The sequence below is a fragment of the Paraburkholderia acidiphila genome, from assembly GCF_009789655.1.
Lineage (GTDB): Bacteria > Pseudomonadota > Gammaproteobacteria > Burkholderiales > Burkholderiaceae > Paraburkholderia > Paraburkholderia acidiphila.
Window position 1 is genome coordinate 375471 of record NZ_CP046912.1, and the last position, 25192, is coordinate 400662.

Here is a 25192-nt window from a genome sequence, read left to right on the forward strand (position 1 = left end):
ATTGACGGAAATTCAAGTGAAAAATGCTGCTCGCCTCATTGCCTTGTCGCTCGCGCTGCAAGGTCTCGCCATTCAACCCTCCATTGCGCAAAGCACGCTCAACTACACCACGTCCTGGATCGGCAACAGCTTCGGTTTCGGCGACGGCAAGTGGATGCAGCAGGACGTCGAGGCCATCGCCGTCGCGCCCGACGGCACCGTCTACGCGAACGCGCCGTGGGACGAAAGCGGCAGCGAGATCGGCGTCTACCGCGGCGGCGACAAGCTCGCAGTGGCCGGCAATACGCACGGCTGGGGCAACGCGGGCGGCGACGCCATCGCGGCGAACAGCACCTACGTGTATGCCGCGATGTCGATCGGCAACGAGAGCAACGGCCTCGTGGGCGCGGACTATCCGCCAGCCAACCAGACATGGTTCGGCGTGACGCGCCGCCTGCGCGCGGACGTGACGCAAGGCGCGCCGTTCGCAAGCGGCATTGGCAACAGCGCGAACGCGACGAAGAACAGCTTCCTGCGTGTGCTCGCCGCGCCGGGCAGCAGCGACGGCGCCGTACGCGGCCTCGCGGCCACCGACGCCGAGCTGTACGTGGCCGATACCGCGGACAACCGCGTCGTGGTCTACGACGCGCAAACCATGCGTCAACTGCGTTCCTTCACGGTGCCGACGCCCGGGCGCATTGCGCTCGCCAGCGACGGCACGCTGTGGCTGATCCAGGGTTTGCAGGACGCGAACGGCCCGAGCATCGGCCACTACCGCAAGGACGGCACCGCACTCAATGACGCGCCCGTGCTGCCCGCGGGCACCGTGCCGACCGACCTCGCCTTCGCACCCTCCGGCCAACTCTCGATTGCCGACAACGGCCCCACTCAACAGATCCTGCTCTACGCGCGCGCGTCGAACGGCCAGATGACGGCAGCGGGCTCGCTGGGCACGCGCCAGGGCATCTTCCACGTCGTAGCGGGCAAGCCCGGCGACTGGCGCTTCAACGGCATCGCCAGCATTGGTTACGACCAGGCGGGCAATCTGTACGTCGCGCAGAATGGCCAGGGGCCGCGCCCGTATGGCACCGCGCTCGTAGGCCAGGGAGCGGTGCTCGAAAGCTACGCGATGGGCACGCGCACGCTCGGCTGGCGTCTCGATGGCCTGACCTTCGTCGATGCCGCCGCCTTCGACCCCGCCAACGCCGCGAACGTCTTTACCGGCTCGAAACGCTTCACGCTCGACTACGGCCAGGCGCCCGGCAAGCAATGGACCTATGCGGGCTTCACGCTCAACCGCTTCGCGTATCCCGACGATCCCGCGCTCCATTCCACGCGCGGCGTACGCGGCTCGCCGATGGTGCGCCGCTTTAATGGCCGAAGGTTCCTCTACACGCTCGACCAGTACGCGCACTACCTGAACATCTACCGCTTCTCGCCCGCGACCGATGGCGAAGTCGCGATTCCCTCGGGCCTGCTCGCCCAGAATCCGATGCCGGGCAACTGGCCAGCCGGTCAACCGGCCTACGGCGAGTGGATGTGGCGCGATGCGAACGGCGACGGCCATGTGGATGCTAGCGAGATCGCCTCGAACCCCTCGACGGGCGCAACCGTCGGCAACGGCTACTGGTGGGTGGACACACCGGGCAACGTGTGGCTCGCCACGCCGCTTTCGGGCATTCGCGAGATGCCGATGCAAGAGCTCGACGCGCAGGGCAATCCGCAGTACACCTATGCATCGTCGAAGATGTTCGCGATGCCGGCGCCGTTTAACCGCATTGCGCGCATTGTCTATGTGGCGGAAACCGACACGATGTACATCACCGGCTTCACGGCAAACATTCCGTGGGATGCGTCGCACTGGAAGGAAGCGGGCCCGGTGCTCGCGCGTTACGACAACTGGTCGAGCGGTTCGCCCACGCTCACGTGGCAGGCGTCGTTGCCCTGGAACACGAGCAGCAGTCCGCAGGTGACGACCGTGGGAATCGCCGTGGCCGGCAACTACGTGTTCATCGCCGAGCTCTACACACAGAAGATCGACGTATACGACGCGCGCAGCGGCCAGCTCGCCGGCTCGATGACGCCCGGCGCCAACGTGGGCAGCACGAGCGGATGGGTGGACATTTATATGGGCATGAGCGCGGCGCAGCGCGATAACGGCCACTACGTGCTGCTCGTGGAGGACGACGCGCGCGCGAAAATCCTGATGTACGACTGGACGCCGGGTTGAACTTCGCCAACCCTCGACGCGTTACCCGCGCCCGGACACCTGCGTGGAAAACGCCACGCGATTGCGCCCGTCGCGCTTGGCCCGGTAGAGCGCGGCGTCGGCTTCCTCGATCAGCGCCGTTTCCGCGAGCCCCGGCGCGGGCGTGAGCGTGGCCACGCCGATGCTGATCGTGAGGTGCTCGCTCACGGCGGAGCCCACATGCGGCAGCGCGAGCCCCGCCACGTCGCGGCGCATTTTCTCGGCGAGCAGCCGCGCGCCCGCGCTGCCCGTGCCCGGCAAGACGACGGCGAACTCTTCGCCGCCGAAGCGCGCCACGAGATCTCGCGGCTGACGTATCTCGCGGCGGATCGTCGTCGCCACCGAGCGCAGCACGTTGTCGCCCGCCACGTGACCGTAGGTATCGTTGTAGGGCTTGAAGTAGTCCACGTCGATCATCAGCAGCGACACTTCGGTGCGCTCGCGCTCCGCGCGTTTCCACTCGGCGCTCAGGAATTCGTCCAGATAGCGCCGGTTCGACAGGCCCGTGAGACCATCCGAATGCGTGAGGCGGCGCAGTTCGAGGTTCGCGCGGAGCAGCTCCTGCTGCGAGCGGCGCAGCGCGCGATAGGCCTCGTCGCGCTGAAGCATGTTTACGTAGGATCGCGAATGATATTTCACGCGTGCGATCAGCTCGACGCTGTCCGGCAGCTTCACGAGGTAATCGTTCGCGCCCGCCGCGAAAGCCGCGCTCTTGATGGCGGGCTCTTCCTTGGTGGAAAGCACGATGATCGGCACGTCGCGCGTCGCTTCGTTCGCGCGATAGGCGCGCACGAGCGTGAGGCCGTCGGTGCCCGGCATCACGAGGTCCTGGAGGATCACGGTCGGGCGCACTTCCTCTGCCATGCGCACGGCCTGGTCGGGATGCGCGCAATAGTGGAAGTCGATCTCGCGTTCGCTTGCGAGCGCCCGGCGCACCGCCTCTGCCACGATTGCCTGGTCGTCCACCAGCAGCACCATCATCGGCATGTCGGCGGCGGGCAGCGTTTGCTCCAGCGCGCTGCGCACCGCGTCCAGCGCGGCGACGAGCGAGGCGTCGTCGGCGCTGCCGGGGTCGAGGGCGGCATCCGGGCCGCCCGTCTCGAGGCCCGTGCTGTCGGCCACGTTTGCGCTGGTGGGAAGAGTGGACTTCTCGGTCATGATGTCGGTCGCGTCTCGTGATGGCTGGCGTCTAGCCGCCAGATTGATGCGGTGATTTCACCCGGCTCGCAAGCTCGGGGGCAATGGCGTCGAGCGGCAGGATCGCGCGTGCGGCGGAAAGCGCCGCCGCCGCCTTGGGCATGCCGTATACGGCGCTCGTCGCCTGGTCCTGGGCGATCGTGTACCAGCCCTTCGCGCGCATCGCCTTCAGGCCAATGGCGCCATCGCGCCCCATGCCCGTGAGCAGCACGCCGATCGCCTCGCCCGTCCAGCACTCGACGAGGCTGTGAAAGAACGTATCGACAGAGGGGCGGTACGGTGTGTCGGCCGGCTCGCGAGTGTAAGCCAGCTTACCGCTTGCTGTCATGCGCAGATGATCGTTGGTCGCCGCGAGCAGCACGCAACCGGGCGCGGGCCGCTCGCCTTCGAGCGCAATGCGCACCGTGAGCGGCGTCTGCCCGTCGAGCCAGGCGGCCATGCCTGCGGCAAACGACTGGTCCACGTGCTGCACGATCACGATGCCCGCGTTGAAACTGGCGGGCAGCGCGCCGAGCACGGCGGCGAGCGCGCTGGGCCCGCCCGCCGAGGCGCCGATTGCGATGAGCGGCGCGTTCGATATGCCCGGCACGGTTGCGGCCGGCACGCGCGCGGCGAAGTCGAGCGCGCCTGCCACGCGCCCGATCTGCTCGATTTTCGCGAGCAGCAGGTCCATCGTGCGGCGCGTATCGGGCCCGGCGAGCGTGGGCGTGTCCACGGCATCGAGCGCGCCCGCGCCCATCGCCTCGTACACGCGCCAGGCGTTTGCGCCCACGCTGCTCGTCACGATCAGAATGGGGCACGGCGAGCGCGCCATGATCTGCCGCGTGGCCTCCACGCCGTCGATCTTCGGCATCACGAGGTCCATGAGGATCACGTCGGGCACCTGCGCCGCGCAGAACTGCACGGCTTCCTCGCCGTTCGCGGCGACCCATAGCACGCGATGCCCCGGCCGCGTCGCGATTGCCTGACGCAGCGCCTCGACGGCCAGCGGCATGTCGTTGGCGATACCGATTTTCATCCCGTCGACTCCCCGATGAGGTCGTTCACGGCGTCGAGCAGCGCTTCGTCGTGGAAGCTGCCCTTGGTCAGATAGTAGTCGGCGCCTGCGTCGAGGCCGCGCCGCCTGTCGTCTTCACGGTCCTTGTACGAGACGATCATCACCGGCACGCTGCGATGCATCGTGTCGCTCTTGATCATCGTGACGAGTTCGATGCCGTCCATGCGCGGCATGTCGACGTCGGTGATCACGAGGTCGAAGTGCGCGTTGCGCAAGGTGTTCCAGCCGTCCATGCCGTCCACCGCTACGGTCACGTCATAGCCGCGTTTTTCGAGCAGCTTGCGCTCCAGCTCGCGCACCGTCAAGGAGTCCTCGACAACGAGAATGCGCTTGCGGACGCGCGCGCTGTCATGGGCCCCGCCGCGCGCGACGCCCGCAAGCTGGCCATCGCGCACGAGACGCGCAACCGATGTCACGATGTCCTCCACGTCGACGATCAGCGCGACCTCGCCGTCGTCGAGCAACGCCGCCGCCGAGACGTTGCGCACCTTGCCCAGACGCGCGTCGAGCGGCTGCACGGCGAGCGTGCGCTCGCCCGCGAAGCGGTCCACGGCCACACCGTAGAGACCCGCCTCGCTGCCCACCAGCACGACGTTCAACTCTTCCGTGGCCGTGGGTTCGGCGAGCGCGCCGAGCAACTGGCGCGCGGTCACGAGTCCCACGGGCCGCCCTTCGAAGTCGATGTGCTGCTGCCCTTCGAGCATCTCGATCGTGCTGCGCGGCACGCTGAGCGCGCGGCGCACGTGCGCGAGCGGGAACGCGTAGGCTTCGCCCGCGACTTCGACGATCAGGCTGCGCACCACCGAAAGCGTGAGCGGCAACTGCAGCACGAAGCGCGTGCCCTGCCCCGCCGCGCTTTCGATGCGCACCGTGCCGCGCACGGTCTTCGCGAAGTTCTGCACGGCGTCGAGGCCGACGCCGCGTCCCGACACGTCGGTCACGGTGTCGCGCATCGAGAAGCCCGGCAGCAGCAGGAAGTCGAACAACTCGGCGTCGGACATCGCGGCAACGGCCTGGGGCTGCGCGAGCGCACGCGCGACGATGCTCGCACGCAGCGCGTCCAGATCGATGCCCGCGCCGTCGTCGGCCACGGCGAGCAGCAGTTTGCCCGCGCTATGGCGCGCTTCGAGCGTGAGGCTTGCCTCTTCGGGCTTGCCGGCGCGCCGTCTTGTTTCGGGGTCCTCGATACCGTGATCGAGGGCGTTGCGCAGCAGGTGGCCGAGCGGCGCGTCGAGCATTTCGAGGATGTCACGGTCCACTTGCGTCGACTCGCCGACAATCGCGAAGCGAACGCGCTTGCCGAGCGAGCGAGCAAGGTCGCGCACCACGCGCGGATACGTGTGCGCCGTGTCGCCGAACGGCCGCATGCGGCATTGCAGCGCTTCGTCGTAGAGGCGCTGCGCGAGTTGCGTGCCGCGCCGGTCGATGTGGTCGATATCGTCGAATCGTTCGGATAGCTGATGATCCAGCGCCGCCAGCGCGTCGCGGATGCCTGCGAGCGCCGCGCGTGCGTCGGCGTCGAGCGCGTCGGCGTGGCGTTCCTGGAATTGCCCCAGTGCCGCGAGCACGTCGCCCTGTGCGCGGCGCGTGCGCAAGAGCCCTTCGGCGAACGGCCGCACGCGGCGCGACTCCACCAGCGATTCGCCTGCGAAACCGAGCAGGCGGTCGAGCGTGCCGGCGCGCACGCGCAGCATGCGCTCGGCGTCGGCTGAGCGGGGCTGCGAGGGCCGGGCGATTGGCGCGGGTTCGACGTCGGCGGACGCGACGGCTTCAGGCTCAGGCTCCGGTTCCGGCTCGGGCAGACGCAACGAGGCCGCCAGGGCGGCGAGGTCGTCGGCCTCAGGCACTTGCACGCTCGCCGCGACGGGAGGTACTGCGCCTTGCAAGCGCGCCACGAACGCCCCGACCGCCGCGTGCGTAATCGGCGCTGCCGAAACGTCGCCCGCCGCGATCAGCAAGTCGATGCCGACGAGCAGTGCGTCGATGCGCGCCGCGTCGATGCGCAACTCGCCGCGCTGCGCGGCCACGAAACAATCCTCCATCGCGCTCGCCACTTCGACCGCCTCCGGCAGGCCGACAATGCGCGCCGCGCCCTTGAGCGAGTGCGTGGCGCGCATGCAGGCTTCGAGCGTCGAGGCATCCTCGGGCGCCGATTCGAGCGCGAGCAAGCCAGCGGAAAGCGTGCGCGTCTGCGCCGCCGCCTCCTCGTGGAAGAGGTCGAGCAGCGAGCGGCGGCTCAGTTCGTCGTCGCTCATCGCAGACTCCTTGCAAGCGCATCGAATAGCACGTCGGCGTCGAGCACGCCCACCGATCGCCCGCGCCAGTGCGTCACGCCGCGCACATGCCGCCCGGCCGCTTGCGCGAGCGTGGCGGGCGCGGGCAGGAGCGCATCGGCGCCGAAGCTCGTGACGCCCTCCACGGCATCGACGGGAAACGCCGTCGTCGCGCCCGCCCATTCGGTCACGAGCAGGCGCGGCGTGGCGGCGCGCGCCTGCGCGCCTCGCGCAACGGCTTGCGGCATGGCCGCTTCGATACGCAGCAGCGCCGCCAGCGACACCGCAAGCGTGAGCACGCCGCGCACGTTCACCACGCCCAGCACGGCGGCGCTGCGCCGGTGCGGCAGCGTGTGAATGGTGCGCGCTTCATCCACCTGGCGCAGCGCGGTTGCGGGCAGCGCGAGCCATTCGCCGCCCACGCGAAACACGAGCGAGGCGTCGTGGCGCGTCTGCGAACCGGCAGACTCCGCTACGCGTTCGGGCGCAGGCGCGGACGACGCAAGCGGCGCGGGCCGGTCGAGCATGCGCGCCGCCGCTTCTTCGAAAATCGGGCAATTCAGGCAACGTACGCACGTCTGAAGCCGCGGGCACGAGTTGTCGCCGAGCGTGCCGATGGTCTTCCAGCACGGGTCGAGCGGTTGCGTTGCGAGCACCAGGCCCTCCGGGGAGTCGCGCTCAGGCATGCGTGCCTCCTGCGCCCGCTGCGCCGCGTTGTGCCATTTCCTGCGCGACGCGTTTCGCGCGGCGCATCAGGCGGTGTGCCCCCTCGCCGTCGCCCTGCACTTCGAGCAGCGCAGCCAGGTGCGTCAGCGCTTCGTAGTGCGAAGGCTCCAGATAGATGGCCTTGCGATAATGCGCGAGCGCTTCGTCGGCGCGGCCCTGCGCGTCGGCGATCAGGCCGAGCAGGTACCAGGTGCCCGCGTTCTGCGCCAGCGCCTTCGCCGCTTGCGCGGCGAGGCGTTCGGCCTCGTCGAGCGCGCCGGCATCGGCGAGGCGCCGAGCGTCGGCGAGCGCGGCTTCGGGCGTGGCGCCGGTGGACTCGGCGCCCGAAGCCTGCGCGCGCACCACGGCGGCGGCGCGCGGCGCCGGCGCAGCGTGCAAGGGCCGCAGCGCATGCCGCGGCGGCGCGGGCCTTGCCCGGTGTGCCGCCGCGGCCACCGGAGCGTCCAGCGGCGTGAACACCGGTGCACTGCCGAATGCCGGCGCCGCTGCCGTAGCCGCGATCACCGGCAGTGGCGTGAGCACAGGCGGCGCCACCGCCGCCGGGCTCGCCGGATGATGATCCGCCGTCGCGCCGGGCTCGGGCGTGCGAAAACCGAACGCGAGCGGAATATAGGCGGACACCATTTCATGCCGCATCATCAGCCCGGTTTCCGCCGGTCCGACGAAGATCATGCCGCCCGCCGTGAGGCGCGCACGCAGGAGGTCGATGGCGCGGTCCTGCGAGGCGCGGTCGAAATAGATCAGCACGTTGCGGCAGAAAATGAAGTCGTAGCGCACTGGGTGCGGGGCGAGCCATTCGAGCAGGTTCGCGCGCTCGAACGTCACGGCGCGCCGCACGGTTGCCGCGATCCGCCAACCGTCGGGCGTCGCCTCGAAGTAGCGCTCGCGAAACGCGAGGCCGTCGCCGCGAAACGCATTGCGGCCATACACGCCGCGCGCGGCCGCCGCAATGGACTGCGCGCTGATATCGATCGCGTCGATGGCGAACTGCTCGTGCGTGAGCCCCGCATCGAGCAGCGCCATGACCGCCGAGTACGGCTCCTCGCCGCTCGAGCACGGCGCGCTCAGCACGCGCAGCACTTCGCCCGGCTGCGCGGCCAGCCGCTTCGCCCCGAGGCGCGCAAGCGCGGCGAAAGCCTCGCGCTCGCGAAAGAACCAGGTCTCGGGCACCACGAGCGCGTCGATCAGCGCCTGGCGCTCGGCAGGCGTCGCCGTGAGGCGCTGCCAATACGCTTCGCGCGCCCATTCCGGCAACGTGGCGCCGCTCATCCACGCCCTGCGCGTTTCGGCCGGATGCAGATCCGCCTGGACCTCGAGCGTCAACGCCGCCCGTGCGCCCACCGCGCGCGCGAGCGCGTTGGCGCCCAGCGATTCGGCGTCGATGCCGGTTGCTTCGAGCAGCCAGGCGGCGAAGCGCGGGTCGGCCTGTCTCATGCTGCGCCTTGCCACGAAGGCGGATCGGGAAACAGCAGCGCACGCACGCGCGCGTCGAGCAGTTGCGCGACTTTCACCCACTGGACGAAACCGCGCTCGTCGCGCGCCACGGGCCCAAGCCAGCGCGCCTCGGGCGTGGCAATGCCGCCCTCGGCGAAACGCTCTGGCGCGATGGACTGCGTGCGCGTCGCGCTTTCGAGCAACAGCGCGAGGCGGCGCGGCGGCACTTGGGAGGCGGCCGCGCCAGCGCCGTCATCGTCACGGTCATACACGAGCACGAGCCGCGTGGACATGAGCGCGCGCGCGGGCCGCCCGAGCGCGAGCATCGGCAGATCGACCACGGGCACGGGCGCGCCCTCGTAGTCGATCACGCCGGCGATATACGCGGGCGTGCCCGGAAACGCGCGCACGGGAGCCAATGGCAGCACGTGCGCGATCTCGCGCGCATCGAGGGCGTAGCGCTCGCCGTCCAGTTCGAACACCAGGAAGAGCATCGCGGCTCCCGCGTCACGCCTCGATCCTGAACCGCGACACGCCGGTGCGCAGTTCGTTGGCGACGAGCGTGAGATTGTCGATGGCCTGCGACGACTGGCGCAGCGACTCCGCCGTCTGCTGGGCGGCTTCGGAAAGCTGCGTGAGCGCCTGGGTGATCTGCTCGGCGCTCGTGGCCTGCGCCTGCATGCCGTCGTTGACGACCTGGAAGCGCGGCGCGAGCGTCTGCACCGCGCCGATGATCTGCGACAGTTGCGCGCCCACGGCCTGCACGTCGTGCATGCCGCGCCTCACTTCTTCGGCGAACTTGTCCATGCCCATCACGCCCGCCGAAACGGCCGACTGGATCTCCTTCACGGTCTGCTCGATGTCGTAGGTCGCCACGGCTGTCTGGTCGGCGAGGCGGCGGATTTCGGTGGCGACCACCGAGAAGCCGCGCCCGTACTCGCCCGCCTTTTCCGCTTCGATCGCCGCGTTCAGCGAAAGCAGGTTTGTCTGGTCGGCCACCTTCGTGATCGTCGCCACGACCTGATTGATGCTCACCGCCTTCTCGTTGAGGATGGCGAGCTTGGCGTTCACCGAACCCGCCGCCTCCATCACGCTGCGCATGGTGTCTTCCATGTGCGTGAGGCCGCTCTGGCTCGTGGTGGCGAGCCCGGCCGACTGCTCGGCCACCGTCGCCACCTCGCTCATGGTGCGCACGAGGTCGCGCGCCGTGGCGAAAATCTCCCGCGAAGTCGCGCCGATCTCGGTCGTGGTGGCGGCCGTCTCGCTCGCCGTGGCCTGCTGCTCCTTCGAGGTCGCGGCCACTTCGGCCACCGAGGTCGTGACCTGCAGCGACGACTTCTGCGCCTGGGCCACGAGGCTCGCCAGTTCGTCGCTCATGCGGTTGAAGCCGTCTTCCAGCACGCCGAATTCGTCGCCGCGGTTCAACGCGAGGCGCTGCGAGAGGTTGCCGGTGCGCATGGAGTCGTGCACCTCCACGAGCCGCGCCATCGGCACCGTGATCGCGCGATACAGCGCGTAGCCGGTGGCGAGCGCGGCGATCAGCACGACGGCGAGCGCCGTGGCAAGCGTGATTTCCGTACCCGTGACCGAACTGCGAATGGTCTGCGCGGACTCGGCGGCCTGCTGACGGTTCTCGTCGACGAGCGCGTTGGCCGTAGCGAGCACCTCCTGCCACGCCGGGCCGATCTGCATGAACGCGGCCTGCGCGGCCGGGCGCGAGGCGGGCAACTGGCTCGCCACCGCCTTCGCCATCGGCAGATAGCGCGCGTAGGCGTCACGAAAGCGCTGGAAACGCTCGCGGTCGTCGGCGCGAAAGAGCGAGCGCTCGTACTGCCGCGTATTTTCCTCGACCTGCGCCATCGCCGTGGGCAACGCGGCGACATCGCGCGCAACGCTGTCCGCGTCGGCATCGACGAAGGCCGCGCGCTCCACGAGGCTGTAGGTCTGATTGGCCGCCGCGCGCAACGAGGTCGCGTAGAACAGGCCCGGCACCGAATCGTGCGTGAGGCTCATCGCCTCGCTATCGATGGCGCGCAGGCGATCCCAGGAGATCGCGGCCATGGCGAGCATCAACACGAACAGCAAGCCAAAGCTGAGGACGATGCGCGTGCCGAGGGTGTAACGAGCTTGAGTCTGTCGAGGCAGGCCGGCTTGGCCGGAACGGGGCATGGCGGTGCTCATTGCGCTAAAGGCTCTCCGGTGGCGTGGACCGGCGCACCGCCCCTGCCGGCGAGGCGGGGCGCGGCGGCGCACGGCGAGACCGCGCGCGGCGGCCTTGACCGCCGTAGTGTAATGCGTTTGCGTACTTTTTTGTGATAAGGAAGGTCAGCTGACAGCCGCGCAGGACGGGGCTCACGGGGATTTTGGAGACAAATTTGCTGCGCTCGCCGGAGCGTTTTGCAGAACTGCGCGGGGCGGGTACGGGCAATGGGAGTGCGCCTTGGCCAGGGCTTGACCCATGCATGAAGCATTGGCCGGCAAGCGCGAAGCGGCCGGGCCGGCCGCGCCCGGGGTCCGCCTTACTTCTTCACGAAGCGCAGCGTGGCGTCGACGACCATCTCGCGATGGCGCGCGCGCAGGCGCGGATGCGACGGATCGCGCCCGAAGGCCGCACCGAACGTGTGGCGGTTGCCCACGCGGTGAAAGCACATCGAGCTGATGAGCAGGTGCAGGTCGATCGGATCGATGTCGTCGCGGAACGCCCCGCTCGCCACGCCGCGCGCGAGCAGGTCTTCGATCGTGCGAATCGCGCTGGCGTTGCGGCTGCGGAAGGTTTTCAGGCGCTCGATGTACTTCGCGCCGTGAATGTTCTCGATCGTCACGAGGCGCACGAAGTCGCGGTGGCGGTCGTGATAGTCGAAGGTGAATTCGACGAGCCGCCGCAGCCCGTCGGTGGGGTCCAGTTCGTCGATGTGCAGGTCCAGCTCGAGCGCGCGGATGTCGCCGTAGACCTTGTCGAGCACCGCTTCGTACAACCCTTCCTTGCTGCCGAAGTAGTAGTACAGCATGCGCTTGGTGGTGTTGGTGCGCTCGGCAATCGCGTCTACACGCGCGCCTGCGAGACCCATGGCCGAGAATTCGGCAGTCGCCACTTCGAGGATATTGCGCTTGGTCTGCTCGGGATCGTACTTGCGCCGGCTTTCGGATTGAGCATCGTTGCGTTCGGCCGAAGCCGCCGGTCTTGCCATGTTTTTGTGGCCCGCAGCAGGTAAGGAATGCGGGCGATTCTAGCATGGGGGGCGCGGCCCTTTAGAAGGCGCCGCGCCCCGCAATCAAGCTGAAAGCCGCCCGGATGCGGCCTGCCAGCCTTACAGCTCGATGCGCTTGATATCGCCCACGATGAAGATATACGAGGCCGCGCCGACCAGCGCGATCACGCCGATGAACACGAGCGCCCAGACGAACGAACCCGTTGCGCCGACGATCAGCCCCACGACCAGCGGCGTGATGATGCCCGCAAGATTGGCGGCCAGGTTGAAGATGCCGCCCGTGAGACCGAGCATGCCCGCCGGCGCGATATCCGAAACGAGCGTCCAGCCGAGCGCGGCCATGCCCTGCGCGAAGAACGCCACCGAAAGGATCGCGATCACGGCCACGTTGCTGTCCACGAAGTTCGCGAGAATGATGGTCGAGGCAAGCAGCAGACCGGCGATGATCGGCAGCTTGCGCGCCACGTTGGCCGAGATGCCGCGGCGCAGCATCCAGTCCGAGAACGTGCCGCCGAACATCACGCCAATGGACGCGGCAATGAACGGCATGATCGCGAAGAAGCCGATCTTGAGCCAGCCCATGTGGCGTTCGGTGGCGAGGTAGGTCGGGAACCACGTGAGGAAGAACACGAGCGTGGAGTTGCCCGCGAACTGCCCGAGGCAGATGCCCGCGAGCTGACGGCGACGCACCAGCTTGCCGGCCATGCGCCAGTCGAAGCCCTGCTTTTTCTCGCTTGCGGGTTGCGCGTCGGCCTTGCGCTCGTGGCGAGCGAGACCGCCGCCCGCCTCGATGTAATCGAGTTCGGCGCGGTTGGCCGCCGGGTGTTCATGCGGCTCGCGATACAGGAACCACCACACGGCGCCGAACGCGATCCCCACGGCGCCCACCACGTAGAACAGCGAACGCCAACCGTAAGCGCCCATCAGCGCGAAAAGGAAGGGGCTGAAGAACGCGAGGCCGATGTATTCGCCCACCGTATAGGTGCCCGTGGCGAACGCGCGCTCGCTTTGCGGGAACCACGTGGCGACCACGCGGCTGTTGGTCGGGAAACACGGCGACTCCGCGGCGCCCAGGCCCAGACGGCACGCGAACAACGCGCCCACGCCGCTGATGAAGCCCTGCGCGAGCGTGCACATCGACCACAGCGTCATCGAAAGCCAGTAGGTGAACTTGCTGCCGAAGCGGTCGAGAAACACGCCGCCCGGAATCTGCGCGACGACATAGCTCCACGAGAACGCCGAGAACACGAGGCCCATGAGCGCCGCGTTGATGCCCAGTTCTTTCGTGAGCTGTGGCGCTGCAATGCCGAGCACGGTGCGATCGAGGTAGTTGATCATCGTGCCGACGGCCAGCAGGCCCAGGATGCGATAGCGCGCCTTCGAGCGCCGCATCGCGCCCTCGGCGGGCGTCGCGGCGGATACGGCCGGCGCGTCGCCGCGCCCCGTGGATACGGGTGGTGCCATGTCTCTCTCCAAACGTCGTTTGTTATGCGCCGGCGTTGGCCGCCAGCATCGATTGCAGATGCGCATACATGCGTTCCGCGTCGGGCTCGACACCCGTGAACAGCCGGAACGCATCCACTGCCTGGTACACCGCCATGCCGCCGCCGCTGAGCGTGCGGCAGCCGCGCGCCTCGGCCGCTTCGAGCAGCGCCGTGCGAATCGGGAAATAGACGATGTCGGCTACCCACAGCCGCTCGTGCAGGTATTCCGCAGGCAACGGCATGCCGGGCAGCTTCGCCATGCCGGTGGGCGTGGCGTGGATGAGGCCCGTGGCGTGCTGCAGCACCTCGCGCAAGTCGCCGCCCGCGCTCACGCGTGCCGCCGGGAAGCGCGCCTGCAATTCGCTCGCGAGCGATTCGGCGCGCGATGCATCCACGTCGAACAGCGTGAGCGCCTGGGCGCCCATCTGCAGCGCCGCGTGCGCGACCGCCGCGCCCGCGCCGCCTGCGCCCAGTTGCACCACCGCTTCGAGCGAGACATCGGGCAGGCCGCGCTGGAACGCGCGCGCGAAACCCGACCAGTCGGTGTTGTGGCCGATGCGCTTGCCGTCGCGGAACAACACCGTGTTCACGGCGCCGAGCGCGCGGGCGTCTTCGGATAGTTCGTCGAGCAGTTCGATCACGGCCTGCTTGCACGGATACGTGATGTTCAGACCGTCGAAACCCATGCGCTCGGCGGCGAGCAACAGCTCGGGGAGCGCGGCGGGCGTGAGCTTCAGCGCTTCGAGGTCGATGCGCCGGTACACATAGTGAAAGCCGAGTTCGCGGCCCTCCTGCTCCTGCATCGCGGGCGTGAGCGAGCCACCGATACCCGAGCCGATCAGCCCGCAGAGAAACGATTGAGCGGTTGCGCGCGCGCCCAGCGCGTTCGTCTTGACTGGGTTCTGTGCGCTCATTTCGTCACCTTTTTCGCGAGCAGCGTGGCCATGCGTTCCAGCGCGAGCACATACCCTTGTGTCCCGCAGCCGACGATGATCGCTTCCGCAATCGGCGAAACGAAGGAATGGTGCCGGAACGCTTCGCGCTTGTGCACGTTCGAGATATGGACCTCGATCACGGGCTTCGCGATCGCGGAAAGCGCATCCGCAATCGCCACCGACGTATGCGTATAGGCGGCCGGATTGATGACAATGCCGTCCACGCGTGTACGCGCTTCATGAAGCCAGTCGATCAGCTGATGCTCGGCGTTCGACTGGCGAAAATCGATCTCGAGCCCAAGACGCCCCGCCGCCTCGCGGCACAGGTTGGCAACGTCATCTAACGTTTCAGCGCCGTAGATCGCGGGCTCGCGCGTTCCCAGCAGATTCAGGTTCGGCCCGTTCAGGACCAGTACCGAAGGCATTCCCATTACACAGACTCCAGAACAGCTTGACGACCGGCGCGGCGCATACTGAGGAAACGACGCATGCTTCACCGCATGGTCGCAAGTGTGCCGCGAAGCCGTCCAGCGGTCACCTGGGGTTTGCCAGAATTTGTACTAACTAGTTAGTTTGGCGTATCCTTCGGCAACTCCAGCGGCAAGTGTGTCTACGGTGCGCCAGTTAGTTAAACGCCCGCCCCACGCCGTCGCGCCGGACCTTGTTCAACACAGAAGTTGCAGTCAGCCCGCTCGCCATGCCCATGTCCAAGCCGCTTCACACCCCCTCTCGCGCGCTGCGCCGCTCGATCGCCACGGTGTCGATCAGCGGCACGCTCGCCGAAAAACTCGCCGCCATCCGTGCCGCGGGCTTCGACGCCGTCGAGATCTTCGAAAACGATCTGCTCTATTTCGAAGGCTCGCCCGCCGACGTGCGCCGCATGGCCGGCGATCTCGGCCTCGATATCGTGCTGTACCAGCCGTTCCGCGATTTCGAGGGCGTCGCGCCCGAACGCCTCGCGCGCAACATCGAGCGCGTGAAGCGTAAGTTCGATGTGATGCGTCAACTGGGCACCGACCGTTTGCTGGTCTGCAGCAATGTCTCGCCTGACACGATCTGCGACGACGGCCTCGCCGCCGAGCAGCTCGGCGCACTCGCGCAGGCCGCCGGTGAGGCAGGCGTCACGATCTGCTACGAAGCGCTCGCGTGGGGGCGCCACGTGCGCACCTATGGCCACGCGTGGCGGCTCGTCAACACGGTAAATCACGCGAACCTCACGCTCGCGCTGGACAGCTTTCACACGCTCTCGCTCGACGACACGCCCGACGGTATCGCCGCGATTCCGGGCGAACGAATCGGCTTCGTGCAGATCGCCGACGCACCGAGAATGCAGATGGACGTGCTCGAATGGAGCCGGCACTATCGTTGCTTCCCGGGCCAGGGCGATTTCGCACTCGCGGATTTCACGGCACAGGTGGTGAAAAGCGGCTACACGGGCCCGCTCTCGCTCGAAATCTTCAACGACGGCTTTCGCGGCGCGCCGCCCGCCGCCACGGCCGCCGACGGTCATCGCTCGCTGCTGCTGCTCGAATCGCTCACGCGCGAGACCCTGCAAGCGGAGCAGGCGCAAGCGGGCGCGCTCTACCATCCGAGCGCCGCGCCCGCGCACGCGCAGTGGCAATTCCTCGAATTCGCCGTGGACGACACGGCGCGCGCGCACGTGGCGAACTGGCTCGAAAAGCTGCACTTCCGCCGCGCGGGCCAGCATCGGTCGAAAGACGTGACGCTCTATCAGCACGGCTCGGCCGCCATCGTGCTGAACGCCGAGCCCGACTCGTTCGCCGGCGCGTTTTTCCAGCGTCATGGGCTCTCGCTGTGCGCCTCGGCGTTTCGCGTGGACAATGCGCGCGAGGCGCTGGAACGCGCCGCGGGCTTCGGCTATCAGCCGTTCTTGGGGCGCGTGGGTCCGAACGAGCGCGTGGTGCCCGCCGTCCAGGGTCCGGACGGCAGTCTTAACTATTTCGTTAACGAGGAGCCGGGCCAGCCCACGCTCTTCGAAGCCGATTTCGCACTCACCGATATCGACGGCCCCGTCGAGGTAGGACCGATCTCGGGCATCGATCACGTGAGCCTTTCGCTGCCCGCCGGCTCGTTCGACTCGTGGGTGCTGTTCCTGAAGTCGGCGTTCGGGCTCGAAGCCACGCCCGCCGTGCTGCTGCCCGATCCGTACGGGCTCGTGCGCAGCCGCGCGCTCATGAGCCGCGACCGCGGCCTGCGCGTCGTGCTCAACGCCTCGGTGGACCAGCATACGGCCGCAGCGGAAACCGTTCGTGCCTACCATGGCACGGGCCTGAACCATGTGGCGTTCAACACGGGCGACATCTTCCGCGCCGTGACCGAATTCGAGGCGGCCGGCGTGCCACTCCTGCGTGTGCCCGCGAACTACTACGACGATCTCGACGCCCGCCACGCGCTCGATCCCGCGTTTCTCGACGCGCTGCGCGACCACAACCTGCTCTACGACCGCGACGAACGCGGCGGCGAGTTCCTGCACGCCTATACGGAAACGCTAGACCAGCGCTTCTTCCTCGAGATCGTGGAGCGGCGCGGCGGCTACGACGGCTACGGTGCGCCCAACGCCGCTGTGCGCCTCGCCGCGCAGGCACGCCAGCGCGCGCTCGCCGCGAAGGAGGCGCGCGAACCGCAAGATTGATGTACCCGCAGTCAATAGAGTCACTTCCCGCAGCAGTACGCACGCCGCACCGACCTGAAAATCGGGCGGCGTAGCAAACAAAACAATAAGTAGTCCAAATCTCACCGGAGACACACAACGATGAAGAAGTCAGCCCTTGGTCTCGGCACGTTTATCGCGACTGGCGCAGCCCTCGTCGCCAGCCCCGCATTCGCGCAAAGCAGCGTCACGCTCTATGGCGCAGTCGATGATGCGATCACCTACGTCAACAACCAGAACGGTCACTCGAACGTCTATCTGCGCCAGGGCAACCTGTATGCGTCGAAGTTCGGCTTGCAAGGCAAGGAAGATCTCGGCGGCGGCACTTTCGCGATCTTCGATCTGCAAAACGGCTTCGACCTCAACAGCGGCGCGCTTTCTTCGAGCGGACTGATCTTCAATCGCCAGGCCTACGTGGGCCTGCAAAACCAGAACCTGGGCACCTTCACGGCGGGCCGCCAGTACACGCCCTATTACCTGTTCGTCGGCCCGCTTACGGGGAGTTCCTGGCTCACCGGCGCAACCGGCGCGCACCCCGGCGACATCGACGGTCTCGATACGACCGTGCGCATCAACAATTCGGCCACCTATACCTCGCCGATCTTTTACGGCGTGCAGGCAAGCGCCATGTACGCGCTCGGCGGGATCGCGGGCAGCACCGGCAAAGGCCAGACGTGGAGCGCCGCGCTGCGCTATTCCGTGGGCCCGGTGAGCCTCGCCGCGGCCATCCTGCGCATGGACAACGCACAGCTGACGAGCGGATTCGACAGCTCATCCACCGGCAGCTTCGGCAAGTCTTCGCTGAACACGGGCTATGTCTCGGCAAGCGCGGTCCAGCACATCGCGGCTGCCGGCAACTACACGATCGGCAACCTGATCGTCGGCGCCTCGTATTCGAACGTGCAGTACATTGCGGGCGGCAAATCGATCTTCCACGACACGGCCATTTTCAACACCTGGGCGGCGCTCGCGGTGTACCGCTTCACGCCGGCCTTCGACGTGGGCGGCGGCTTCGCTTATACGCTGGCATCGCAGGCCAACGGCATCACGAGCGCGGCGCGCTACCAGCAGTACTCGCTCAAGGAGTCGTACCACCTCTCGAAGCGCACCACGCTCTACGCCCTGCAGGCCTACCAGCACGCGGGCGGCCAGACGCTCGGCGCGAACGGCGCGGGCAACATCGTCAACGCGAGCCCGGCCGTGGGCGACTCGCAGAACTCGACGCCCTCGTCCACGCGCTCGCAGTTCGTCGGCATGGCGGGTATCGCGCTGTTGTTCTGATTGGAGTTCCGATGCGTCGCGGGAGGTCGCCTGGGCGGCCCCTCGACGCGGCGGCACGGGGCTGAGTACACTCGCGGGTATCGCCTAAACGAATCCATGCGAATCTCGCGAACTCACCGTGCCGCCCCTCGTTCCCACCATCAGCCCACGCCTGCGCAGCAAGCTGCGCACGCTCGCCAAAATCCAGCCCAAAGCGGTTCAGCGCACCTACGACACGCTGCTCTCGCTCGAAGGCTATAGCGCGCTCTCGGCGGCGGCGCGCAAAGATATCTTCTCTTCGATCGCGTTTTCCGCTGACCTGTGGTTCCAGTGCCTTCTGAACGGTACGCCGCCCACCACCGAAGTCATGGACCAGACTGCGGCGTTCGCGCGCCGCCGCGTGCACCAGAACGTGCCGCTGCGCTCGCTGTTGCGTGCGTTCCGTCTCGGCGCGCGCGAACTTTGGCGCACCTGCACAGAGCTTGCGGAAGTGGACCCGGCGCTCGCGCACGAGTTGCTGTTCGATATTTCGCCTTATCTGCTCGATTACTTCGATGCAATGGCCGAGCACATCGCCGAGGCCTACCTCGACGAACAGCACCAGCAGGCGCGCTGGCGCGGCTCGCTGCTGCAGCAGCTCTACGACCTCGTGTTCCATGCCCCCGACGACGCCGCGCGCTTTCGCGAGACGGTCGAGGCGCTCGGTCTCGACGCCACGCTGCCGCGTATTGCGCTCGCCGTCGATCTGGACTTGCGCGACCACGCGCCTTCGGTACGCGAGGATGCGCTCGATCGTTTCGCGCTCAGCGCCGCGCGTCACTTCGAACTGAAGCCCGACACACTCGTCCGTGTATGGCACCGCGAGCGGCTGGTGTTCTGGCTGCCGTGCGTACGCGGCGATTCGATGACGCGCAACGATCAGCGCGCAGCCGAGCACGCTGCCGCGCTGGCGCGCGCCGAGCCGCGCGTGCGCAGCATCGGCATCGGGCTCATGAACGAAGGGGCGCGTGGCTGGGCGGCTTCGGTGGAAGAGGCGCTGAAGGCCGTGGACTTCGCGCCTCGCGGCGGCAGGGCCGATAGCGTCGATAACGCCGATGAGAACAGCAACGAATCCGGCAACGTCCTTCGCGTGCACCGTTTCTCGTCGATAGCCATCGAGGAGAGCGTGCGCAGCAGCGCCAACGTCCTGCGTTACCTCGTTTCGCTCGCCGAGCAACTGGCAACGGAAGCGGACCTGCTCGCGACGCTCGAAGCGTGGTTCGCAAGCGGTCAGCGCCGCAGGCAGACGGCCGAAACGTTAGGTGTGCATCCGAATACGCTCGACTACCGGCTCGAGCGCATTGAAACGCTCTTGGGCGCGAAGCTCGATGACGCGCAATGGATCGCAAGGCTGGATATCGCGCTCAAGCTGCGCAGGGCGACGCAGGGTGCGGAGCGCGATGGCAAAAAGAAGGAAAAGAAGGGACGCCTGGGGGTGAAGAAGGCGAAGAGCGCGGCGCGTTAAATGTCGCGGCGCGCTCCTTGCGCGTCTCACCCCGCGTCGCGCAGCTCGCGCCGCAAGATCTTCCCTACCGTTGACTTCGGCAGCGCCTCCACGAAGCTCACCACGCGCGGCACCTTGTACGCCGCGAGTTGCGCGCGGCAATGTGCGATCACCGCTTCCTCGCTCAGCACCGCTTCACGCGCGAGCACCACGAACACACGTACGGCCTCGCCGCTTCGTTCGTCAGCCACGCCCACGCACGCGCATTCGGCCACCCCCGGCAGCGCGGTCACGACCGCCTCGATTTCGTTCGGATACACGTTGAAGCCCGACACGAGGATCATGTCCTTCGAGCGATCGACGATGCGCAGAAAGCCTTGCGCGTCGAACATGCCCACGTCGCCGGTGCGGAAATAGCCATCGTCCGTAAAGGCGGCACGCGTGGCTTCGGGCTGGTTCCAGTAGCCCTGCATCACCTGGGGGCCCTTCGCGCAGATCTCGCCGGGCTCACCAGGCGCTGCCTCGACGCCGTCGTTCATCAGCTTGACGTCGGTGGAGGGCACAGGCAGCCCCGTCGTACCCGTGAAGCGGTCGACGCTCCCCGGATTGAACGACACCACGGGGCTCGTCTCCGAAAGCCCATAGCCTTCGCGGATGAACCCGCCGGTAATCGCCTGCCAGCGCTCGGACACCGTGGAAATGACCGCCGCGCCGCCACCGCCCGCGAGCCGCAGCCGCGAAAAATCGACCTCGCCGATGCGCGGATGCGCAACCAGCCCGGCATAGAGCGTATTCACGCCCATGAAACTCGTGGGCCGCGCGGCCTTGAACACATCGATCAGGCCATCGAGATTGCGTGCGTTCGCAACGAGCCAGTTCTGCGCGCCAATCGAAAAATAGACGATGAGATTCACCGTCAACGCGAAGATGTGATAAAGCGGCAACGCGGTCACGACCACTTCTTCGCCCGGCGTCATGAAACCCGGCATGAAGGTCTTGAACTGCTCGACGTTGGCGACGAGGTTGCGATGCGTGAGCAGCGCGCCCTTGGAAAGCCCGGTCGTGCCGCCCGTGTATTGCAGGAAGAGCGCGTCGTCGCCGCACAGCGTGGGGGCTTCGAACGGCAACGTTGCGCCTTGCGCGAGCGCCGCAGCAAACGAGCCCGGATGCGGATCGCGCTCGCTGCCCGCGCAATCGCTTGCGGCCACGCTCAACACGGTTTGCACGGCGGTATTCGCCTTGATCGCCTCGAAAGTCGGCAGCGCGCCGTCGAACACCACGAGCGTTTGCGCGCCGGAATCCACGAGCTGATGCTGAAGTTCGCGCGGCGTATAAAGCGGATTCACGTTCACCTGCACCGCCCCGGCGCGCACGATGCCGATCAGCGCAATGGGAAACGCGAGCAGGTTCGGCAACATCACGGCGACGCGGTCGCCCTTCTTCACGCCCGCGTGCTGCAAATACGCCGCGAAACTGCGCGAGAGACGATCGACGTCCGCGTAGCTGAGCGTGGCATCCCCCGCGCGCAATGCCGGCCGGTGCGCATGTTCGCGCATCGCTTCTTCGAACAGATGCGCGAGCGACGGATGCAGATCGGGATTGATGGTAGCGGGAATTTCGCCGTAGCTGGCGAGCCAGGGGGCTTTCGACACGTTCGTCTCCATGAAATCGGATCGCGGCTTGTATGCGAGGCGCCGCGTTTCATGCCCATGCTACGGACTTGCCCGCGCCTGGAGAACTGGGAAAGCAGATAACGTGATTGTGAGAAGTCACAAAAGCGGTCACAAAAACCGACCCCAGGATCGCACCGCGCCCGGGCCAGTGCGACGTCACGTCCGTGTCTGATTTTTGTCAATCGTGCGACACTGCAGCGTCTCGTTCGACGCGCCCCTGCGGCGTGCCGGCGCGGCACCGCGCCACGCACGTTTGCTAACCGGCATACGCTGCGCCGAGGCGCATCCCAAAGCGGATTGACCAGAGCATCCATGCCGGACATACCGTTGTCCCCCTCCCGCGCGCCGAGCGCACGCCGCCGCGGCATTGGCATCGCCTTATTTCTCGCCATCATCGCCGCCGGGGCGATCTATGTCATCGATCATCTCGTCGTCGACTTGCGCGCCGTGCGCGAGAGTTCGGCGCTGCCTTTCATCCTGCTCGGGCTTGCGCTCATCATCGCGCTCGGCTTCGAGTTCGTGAACGGCTTTCACGACACCGCCAACGCCGTCGCCACCGTCATCTATACGAACTCACTCGACCCGCATCTCGCCGTGGTCTGGTCGGGCGCGTGGAATTTCATCGGCGTGCTCGTTTCGAGCGGCGCGGTCGCGTTCGGCATCCTGCAACTGCTGCCGGTGGAACTCATCCTTCAGGTCGGCAGCGGTGCGGGCTTCGCCATGGTGTTCGCGCTTCTGATCGCCGCCATCGTCTGGAATCTCGGCACGTGGTATCTCGGGCTGCCTTCATCCAGTTCGCATACGCTCGTGGGCTCGATCATCGGCGTAGGCATCATGAACCAGTTCATCAGCGGGCCTTCGGGCACGAGCGGCGTGGACTGGGACCAGGCGCTAGGCGTAGGCAAGGCGCTGCTGTTCTCGCCCGTGGTCGGCTTCGTCATGGCCGCGCTGCTGCTGCTCGTGCTCAAGCTGCTCGTGCGCGTGCCCGCGCTCTATGCCGAGCCCAAGGCCAACCAGCCGCCGCCGCTGTGGATCCGCACGCTGCTCATCCTGACCTGCACCGGCGTGTCGTTTGCCCACGGCTCGAACGACGGGCAGAAAGGCATGGGCCTCATCATGCTGATCCTGATCGGCGTCGTGCCGACCGCCTATGCGCTGAACAAGGCCGTGACGCCCGAGCAAACCACGGCGTTCGTGGTCGTGGCGCGCGAAGCGTCAACAACGCTCGGCCGCTACGCAAACGGCGCGCCGCCCGAGAACGCCCGCGCCGAGGTCGAGGCGTTCGTGCGCACGCGCAAGCTCACGCCTGCCACGCTGCCTGCGCTGCGCCAGCTCACCGACACCATCGGCGACCAGGTGGCGTTGTCCGGCTCGATGGCGACGGTGCCCGACGCGATCGTCGACAACGTGCGCAACAACATGTACGTCGCGAGCGAGGCGATCCGGCTGATGCAGAAGGCGAAGTCGCCGCCGATGTCACCCGCGGACGCCAAAGTGCTCGACAGCTTCCGCCAGCAGATGGACCACTCGACCAAGTTCATTCCCACTTGGGTGAAGGTGGCGGTGGCCGTGGCGCTCGGTCTCGGCACGATGGTGGGCTGGAAGCGCATTGTCGTGACGGTTGGCGAAAAGATCGGCAAGCAGCATCTCACGTATGGCCAGGGTGCCTCGGCCGAAGCGGTGGCCATGATCACCATTGGCATGGCCGATGTCTACGGATTGCCGGTGTCGACCACGCACGTGCTCGCCTCGGGCGTGGCCGGCACGATGGCCGCGAACGGCTCGGGCCTGCAGTGGGCGACCGTGCGCAATCTCGTGCTTGCGTGGGTACTTACGTTGCCGGCTTCCATTGCGCTGGCTGCGGGTCTCTACTGGATTTTCCGGCAGGTGCTCTGACATCGGCTTCACGCAGCATCTCGCGCAAACGGAACTTCTGCACCTTGCCTGCGGGCGTCGTCGGCATGGCGTCGAGCAGCGCCAGGCGTTCTGGCAAATACTGCACGGCAACCTTGTGCGACTTGAGGAAACTGACGAGCGAAGGCAGATCGACAGCCTCGCCAGGCTTCGCCACCACCACGGCGCAGGCGCGCTCGCCCAGCCGCTCGTCCGCATACGCGACGATCGCCACTTGCGCCACCGCGGGGTGCCGGTAGAGCAGCGACTCGATCTCGACCACGGGAATGTTCTCGCCGCCGCGAATGATCACGTCCTTGCTGCGACCGCAGATACGGATGTAGCCGCGCTCGTCGATAGTCGCGAGGTCGCCGGTGTCGAACCAGCCTTCGGCATCAGTAGCGTTAAGGTGCGCGCGCTTGAGGTAGCCGCCAAAACCCGAGCAGGCGCGCACGAAAAGCCGCCCCGCTACGTTCGGCGGCAGCGCGAAGTCGTTCTCGTCCACGACCTTCACTTCCACGCCCGGCAGCGGCACGCCATCGGTCGTGGATGCGCGCTCGTCATCGTCGTCCAGACCGGTGAGCGTCACCGCACCCAGTTCCGTCATGCCCCACGCGGAAACGATCTTCGCGCCCAGTGCCAAGCGTGCGCGCTCGACCAGTGCGCCGGGAATCGGCGCGCCGGCGCACAAGAACGTGCGCAGCGTCGGCGCGTGCGTTCCCGCCGCGATGGCCGCGTTTGCGATGTCTCCCAGGAACGCCGTGGAAGCCATCGTGAACGTCGCGCGCTCCTGCGCGATCAGGGCGAGCGCGGCCTCCGGCTGCCATACGTCCTGCAGAACGGCGCTGGCCCGCAATGCGATCGGCATCATCAGCCCGTACATGAAGCCGGTTTGATGCGCCATCGGCGAAGCCATCAGCACGACGTCGTCGCGACCGAGACGCATCGTCTGCGCATAAGGAAGGATGTTCGAAAACAGCGTGTTCGCCGTGTGCATCCCCCCCTTGGGCTCGCCCGTCGTGCCGGAGGTGTAGAGCAATTGCGTCACGTCGTCGGGGCCTGGGCGATTGCGCGTGAGGATGGCTTCGGCGTCGCTCGCTTCCTCCCAACGCGGGCCGCTCAGGAGCGCTTCGAAGCTGTGCCGCGCCGGCCTTCCATGATCCGTTGCGCCCACAACTACCACGTGCTGCAAGTCGGGTAGCTCGGGCTGCAGCGCACCCAACATGACTTCGTAATCGAAACCGCGATAGCGCTGCGGCACGATCATCACCCGGCTGGCGCTATGGTTGAGCATAAAAGTCAGCTCGCGCTCGCGAAAGATCGGCATCAGAGGATTCAGCACCGCGCCAATGCGCGAACATGCGAGATAGAGCAGCGTGAATTGCCAGCAATTGGGCAGTTGCATCGAGACCACGTCGCCCTTCGCGACACCCAGCCGCGCCAGGCCCACGGCAATGCGGTCCGCCATGCGCGCCATCTGCGCGTAGGTGAAGCGCGTGGTCTCCCCGTCTTCGATTCGTACGGCAGTGAGCGCGATCTTCGCCGGACATTGCGCCACGCAGGCGTCCAGTTCGTCGCTGATGGTGCGCCCGGGCCACCAGCGCCGTGCCTCCTCCCGCGCGCGGCGCGGCCCGATCAGTACCGCGTCGAACTCCATGTACTGCCTCCCG

Annotated in this window: 18 protein-coding genes; 5 read left to right on the top strand and 13 right to left on the bottom strand. The window is 67.2% G+C overall.

Features of this window, described 5'->3' with window-relative positions:
* The first annotated feature begins 16 nt into the window (after positions 1-16).
* Complete coding sequence (locus FAZ97_RS31875; RefSeq protein ID WP_158762763.1) at positions 17-2209, top strand: NHL repeat-containing protein; 2193 nt, start codon at positions 17-19, stop codon at positions 2207-2209.
* Between the two features lie 21 nt (positions 2210-2230).
* On the opposite strand, the gene FAZ97_RS31880 is transcribed toward FAZ97_RS31875, so the two are convergent.
* The 11 genes from FAZ97_RS31880 to aroQ form a co-directional block, all read right to left on the bottom strand.
* Positions 2231-3214, bottom strand: coding sequence for a diguanylate cyclase (locus tag FAZ97_RS31880; RefSeq protein WP_233272022.1), 984 nt, complete (start codon positions 3212-3214; stop codon positions 2231-2233).
* A gap of 202 nt (positions 3215-3416) precedes the next feature.
* A complete protein-coding gene (gene cheB / locus FAZ97_RS31885) occupies positions 3417-4442 on the bottom strand; it encodes a chemotaxis response regulator protein-glutamate methylesterase (protein WP_158762765.1) in 1026 nt (341 codons plus the stop codon).
* Complete coding sequence (locus FAZ97_RS31890; RefSeq protein ID WP_158762766.1) at positions 4439-6736, bottom strand: hybrid sensor histidine kinase/response regulator; 2298 nt, start codon at positions 6734-6736, stop codon at positions 4439-4441. Before FAZ97_RS31890 ends, cheB begins: the two co-directional genes overlap by 4 nt.
* Positions 6733-7440: a chemotaxis protein CheW gene (locus tag FAZ97_RS31895; protein ID WP_158762767.1), complete on the bottom strand. Its 708-nt coding sequence runs from the start codon at positions 7438-7440 to the stop codon at positions 6733-6735. Before FAZ97_RS31895 ends, FAZ97_RS31890 begins: the two co-directional genes overlap by 4 nt.
* Positions 7433-8914, bottom strand: a complete 1482-nt coding sequence (locus FAZ97_RS31900; protein ID WP_158762768.1) for a CheR family methyltransferase — start codon at positions 8912-8914, stop codon at positions 7433-7435. Before FAZ97_RS31900 ends, FAZ97_RS31895 begins: the two co-directional genes overlap by 8 nt.
* Positions 8911-9408: a chemotaxis protein CheW gene (locus tag FAZ97_RS31905; protein ID WP_158762769.1), complete on the bottom strand. Its 498-nt coding sequence runs from the start codon at positions 9406-9408 to the stop codon at positions 8911-8913. Before FAZ97_RS31905 ends, FAZ97_RS31900 begins: the two co-directional genes overlap by 4 nt.
* Before the next feature lie 13 nt (positions 9409-9421).
* Positions 9422-11095, bottom strand: coding sequence for a methyl-accepting chemotaxis protein (locus FAZ97_RS31910; RefSeq protein ID WP_158762770.1), 1674 nt, complete (start codon positions 11093-11095; stop codon positions 9422-9424).
* Positions 11096-11433: 338 nt separating this feature from the next.
* Positions 11434-12102 (bottom strand): TetR/AcrR family transcriptional regulator, encoded by a 669-nt coding sequence (locus tag FAZ97_RS31915; RefSeq protein ID WP_158762771.1) that lies wholly within the window; start codon positions 12100-12102, stop codon positions 11434-11436.
* 120 nt (positions 12103-12222) lie between these two features.
* Positions 12223-13515, bottom strand: a complete 1293-nt coding sequence (locus FAZ97_RS31920; RefSeq protein ID WP_233272023.1) for an MFS transporter — start codon at positions 13513-13515, stop codon at positions 12223-12225.
* 94 nt (positions 13516-13609) lie between these two features.
* Positions 13610-14521, bottom strand: a complete 912-nt coding sequence (locus FAZ97_RS31925) for a shikimate dehydrogenase (protein ID WP_158762773.1) — start codon at positions 14519-14521, stop codon at positions 13610-13612.
* The gene (gene aroQ, locus FAZ97_RS31930; RefSeq protein WP_158762774.1) at positions 14518-14973 is read right to left on the bottom strand and encodes a type II 3-dehydroquinate dehydratase; all 456 of its coding nucleotides are present in this window, start codon (positions 14971-14973) and stop codon (positions 14518-14520) included. Before aroQ ends, FAZ97_RS31925 begins: the two co-directional genes overlap by 4 nt.
* 305 nt (positions 14974-15278) lie before the next feature.
* On the opposite strand from aroQ, the gene FAZ97_RS31935 reads away from it, so the two are divergent.
* The 3 genes from FAZ97_RS31935 to FAZ97_RS31945 all read left to right on the top strand — a co-directional run bounded on the left by FAZ97_RS31935 (position 15279) and on the right by FAZ97_RS31945 (position 19977).
* A complete protein-coding gene (locus FAZ97_RS31935; RefSeq protein WP_158763348.1) occupies positions 15279-17195 on the top strand; it encodes a bifunctional sugar phosphate isomerase/epimerase/4-hydroxyphenylpyruvate dioxygenase family protein in 1917 nt (638 codons plus the stop codon).
* Between the two features lie 120 nt (positions 17196-17315).
* Entirely contained in the window at positions 17316-18494 is a 1179-nt protein-coding gene (locus tag FAZ97_RS31940; RefSeq protein ID WP_158762775.1) for a porin, read from the top strand.
* Between the two features lie 118 nt (positions 18495-18612).
* Complete coding sequence (locus tag FAZ97_RS31945; RefSeq protein WP_233271997.1) at positions 18613-19977, top strand: PucR family transcriptional regulator; 1365 nt, start codon at positions 18613-18615, stop codon at positions 19975-19977.
* A gap of 26 nt (positions 19978-20003) precedes the next feature.
* On the opposite strand, the gene FAZ97_RS31950 is transcribed toward FAZ97_RS31945, so the two are convergent.
* Positions 20004-21608 (bottom strand): AMP-binding protein, encoded by a 1605-nt coding sequence (locus FAZ97_RS31950; protein ID WP_158762776.1) that lies wholly within the window; start codon positions 21606-21608, stop codon positions 20004-20006.
* A gap of 333 nt (positions 21609-21941) precedes the next feature.
* Between FAZ97_RS31950 and FAZ97_RS31955 the strand changes: the two genes are divergently transcribed.
* Entirely contained in the window at positions 21942-23525 is a 1584-nt protein-coding gene (locus FAZ97_RS31955; RefSeq protein ID WP_158762777.1) for an inorganic phosphate transporter, read from the top strand.
* Here FAZ97_RS31955 and aliA read toward each other — a convergent pair.
* Entirely contained in the window at positions 23461-25179 is a 1719-nt protein-coding gene (gene aliA / locus FAZ97_RS31960; RefSeq protein WP_158762778.1) for a cyclohexanecarboxylate-CoA ligase, read from the bottom strand. The genes FAZ97_RS31955 and aliA overlap by 65 nt on opposite strands.
* Between the last annotated feature and the right edge of the window lie 13 nt (positions 25180-25192).

Excerpts from the sequence above, each read along its gene's own strand:
- FAZ97_RS31880 (WP_233272022.1), bottom strand. The coding sequence starts at position 3,214 with ATGCCGATGATGGTGCTGCTGGTGGACGACCAGGCAATCGTGGCAGAG.
- cheB (WP_158762765.1), bottom strand. The coding sequence starts at position 4,442 with ATGAAAATCGGTATCGCCAACGACATGCCGCTGGCCGTCGAGGCGCTG.
- FAZ97_RS31890 (WP_158762766.1), bottom strand. The coding sequence starts at position 6,736 with ATGAGCGACGACGAACTGAGCCGCCGCTCGCTGCTCGACCTCTTCCAC.
- FAZ97_RS31895 (WP_158762767.1), bottom strand. The coding sequence starts at position 7,440 with ATGCCTGAGCGCGACTCCCCGGAGGGCCTGGTGCTCGCAACGCAACCG.
- FAZ97_RS31900 (WP_158762768.1), bottom strand. The coding sequence starts at position 8,914 with ATGAGACAGGCCGACCCGCGCTTCGCCGCCTGGCTGCTCGAAGCAACC.
- FAZ97_RS31905 (WP_158762769.1), bottom strand. The coding sequence starts at position 9,408 with ATGCTCTTCCTGGTGTTCGAACTGGACGGCGAGCGCTACGCCCTCGAT.
- FAZ97_RS31910 (WP_158762770.1), bottom strand. The coding sequence starts at position 11,095 with ATGAGCACCGCCATGCCCCGTTCCGGCCAAGCCGGCCTGCCTCGACAG.
- FAZ97_RS31915 (WP_158762771.1), bottom strand. The coding sequence starts at position 12,102 with ATGGCAAGACCGGCGGCTTCGGCCGAACGCAACGATGCTCAATCCGAA.
- FAZ97_RS31920 (WP_233272023.1), bottom strand. The coding sequence starts at position 13,515 with ATGCGGCGCTCGAAGGCGCGCTATCGCATCCTGGGCCTGCTGGCCGTC.
- FAZ97_RS31925 (WP_158762773.1), bottom strand. The coding sequence starts at position 14,521 with ATGAGCGCACAGAACCCAGTCAAGACGAACGCGCTGGGCGCGCGCGCA.
- aroQ (WP_158762774.1), bottom strand. The coding sequence starts at position 14,973 with ATGGGAATGCCTTCGGTACTGGTCCTGAACGGGCCGAACCTGAATCTG.
- FAZ97_RS31940 (WP_158762775.1), top strand. The coding sequence starts at position 17,316 with ATGAAGAAGTCAGCCCTTGGTCTCGGCACGTTTATCGCGACTGGCGCA.
- FAZ97_RS31955 (WP_158762777.1), top strand. The coding sequence starts at position 21,942 with ATGCCGGACATACCGTTGTCCCCCTCCCGCGCGCCGAGCGCACGCCGC.
- aliA (WP_158762778.1), bottom strand. The coding sequence starts at position 25,179 with ATGGAGTTCGACGCGGTACTGATCGGGCCGCGCCGCGCGCGGGAGGAG.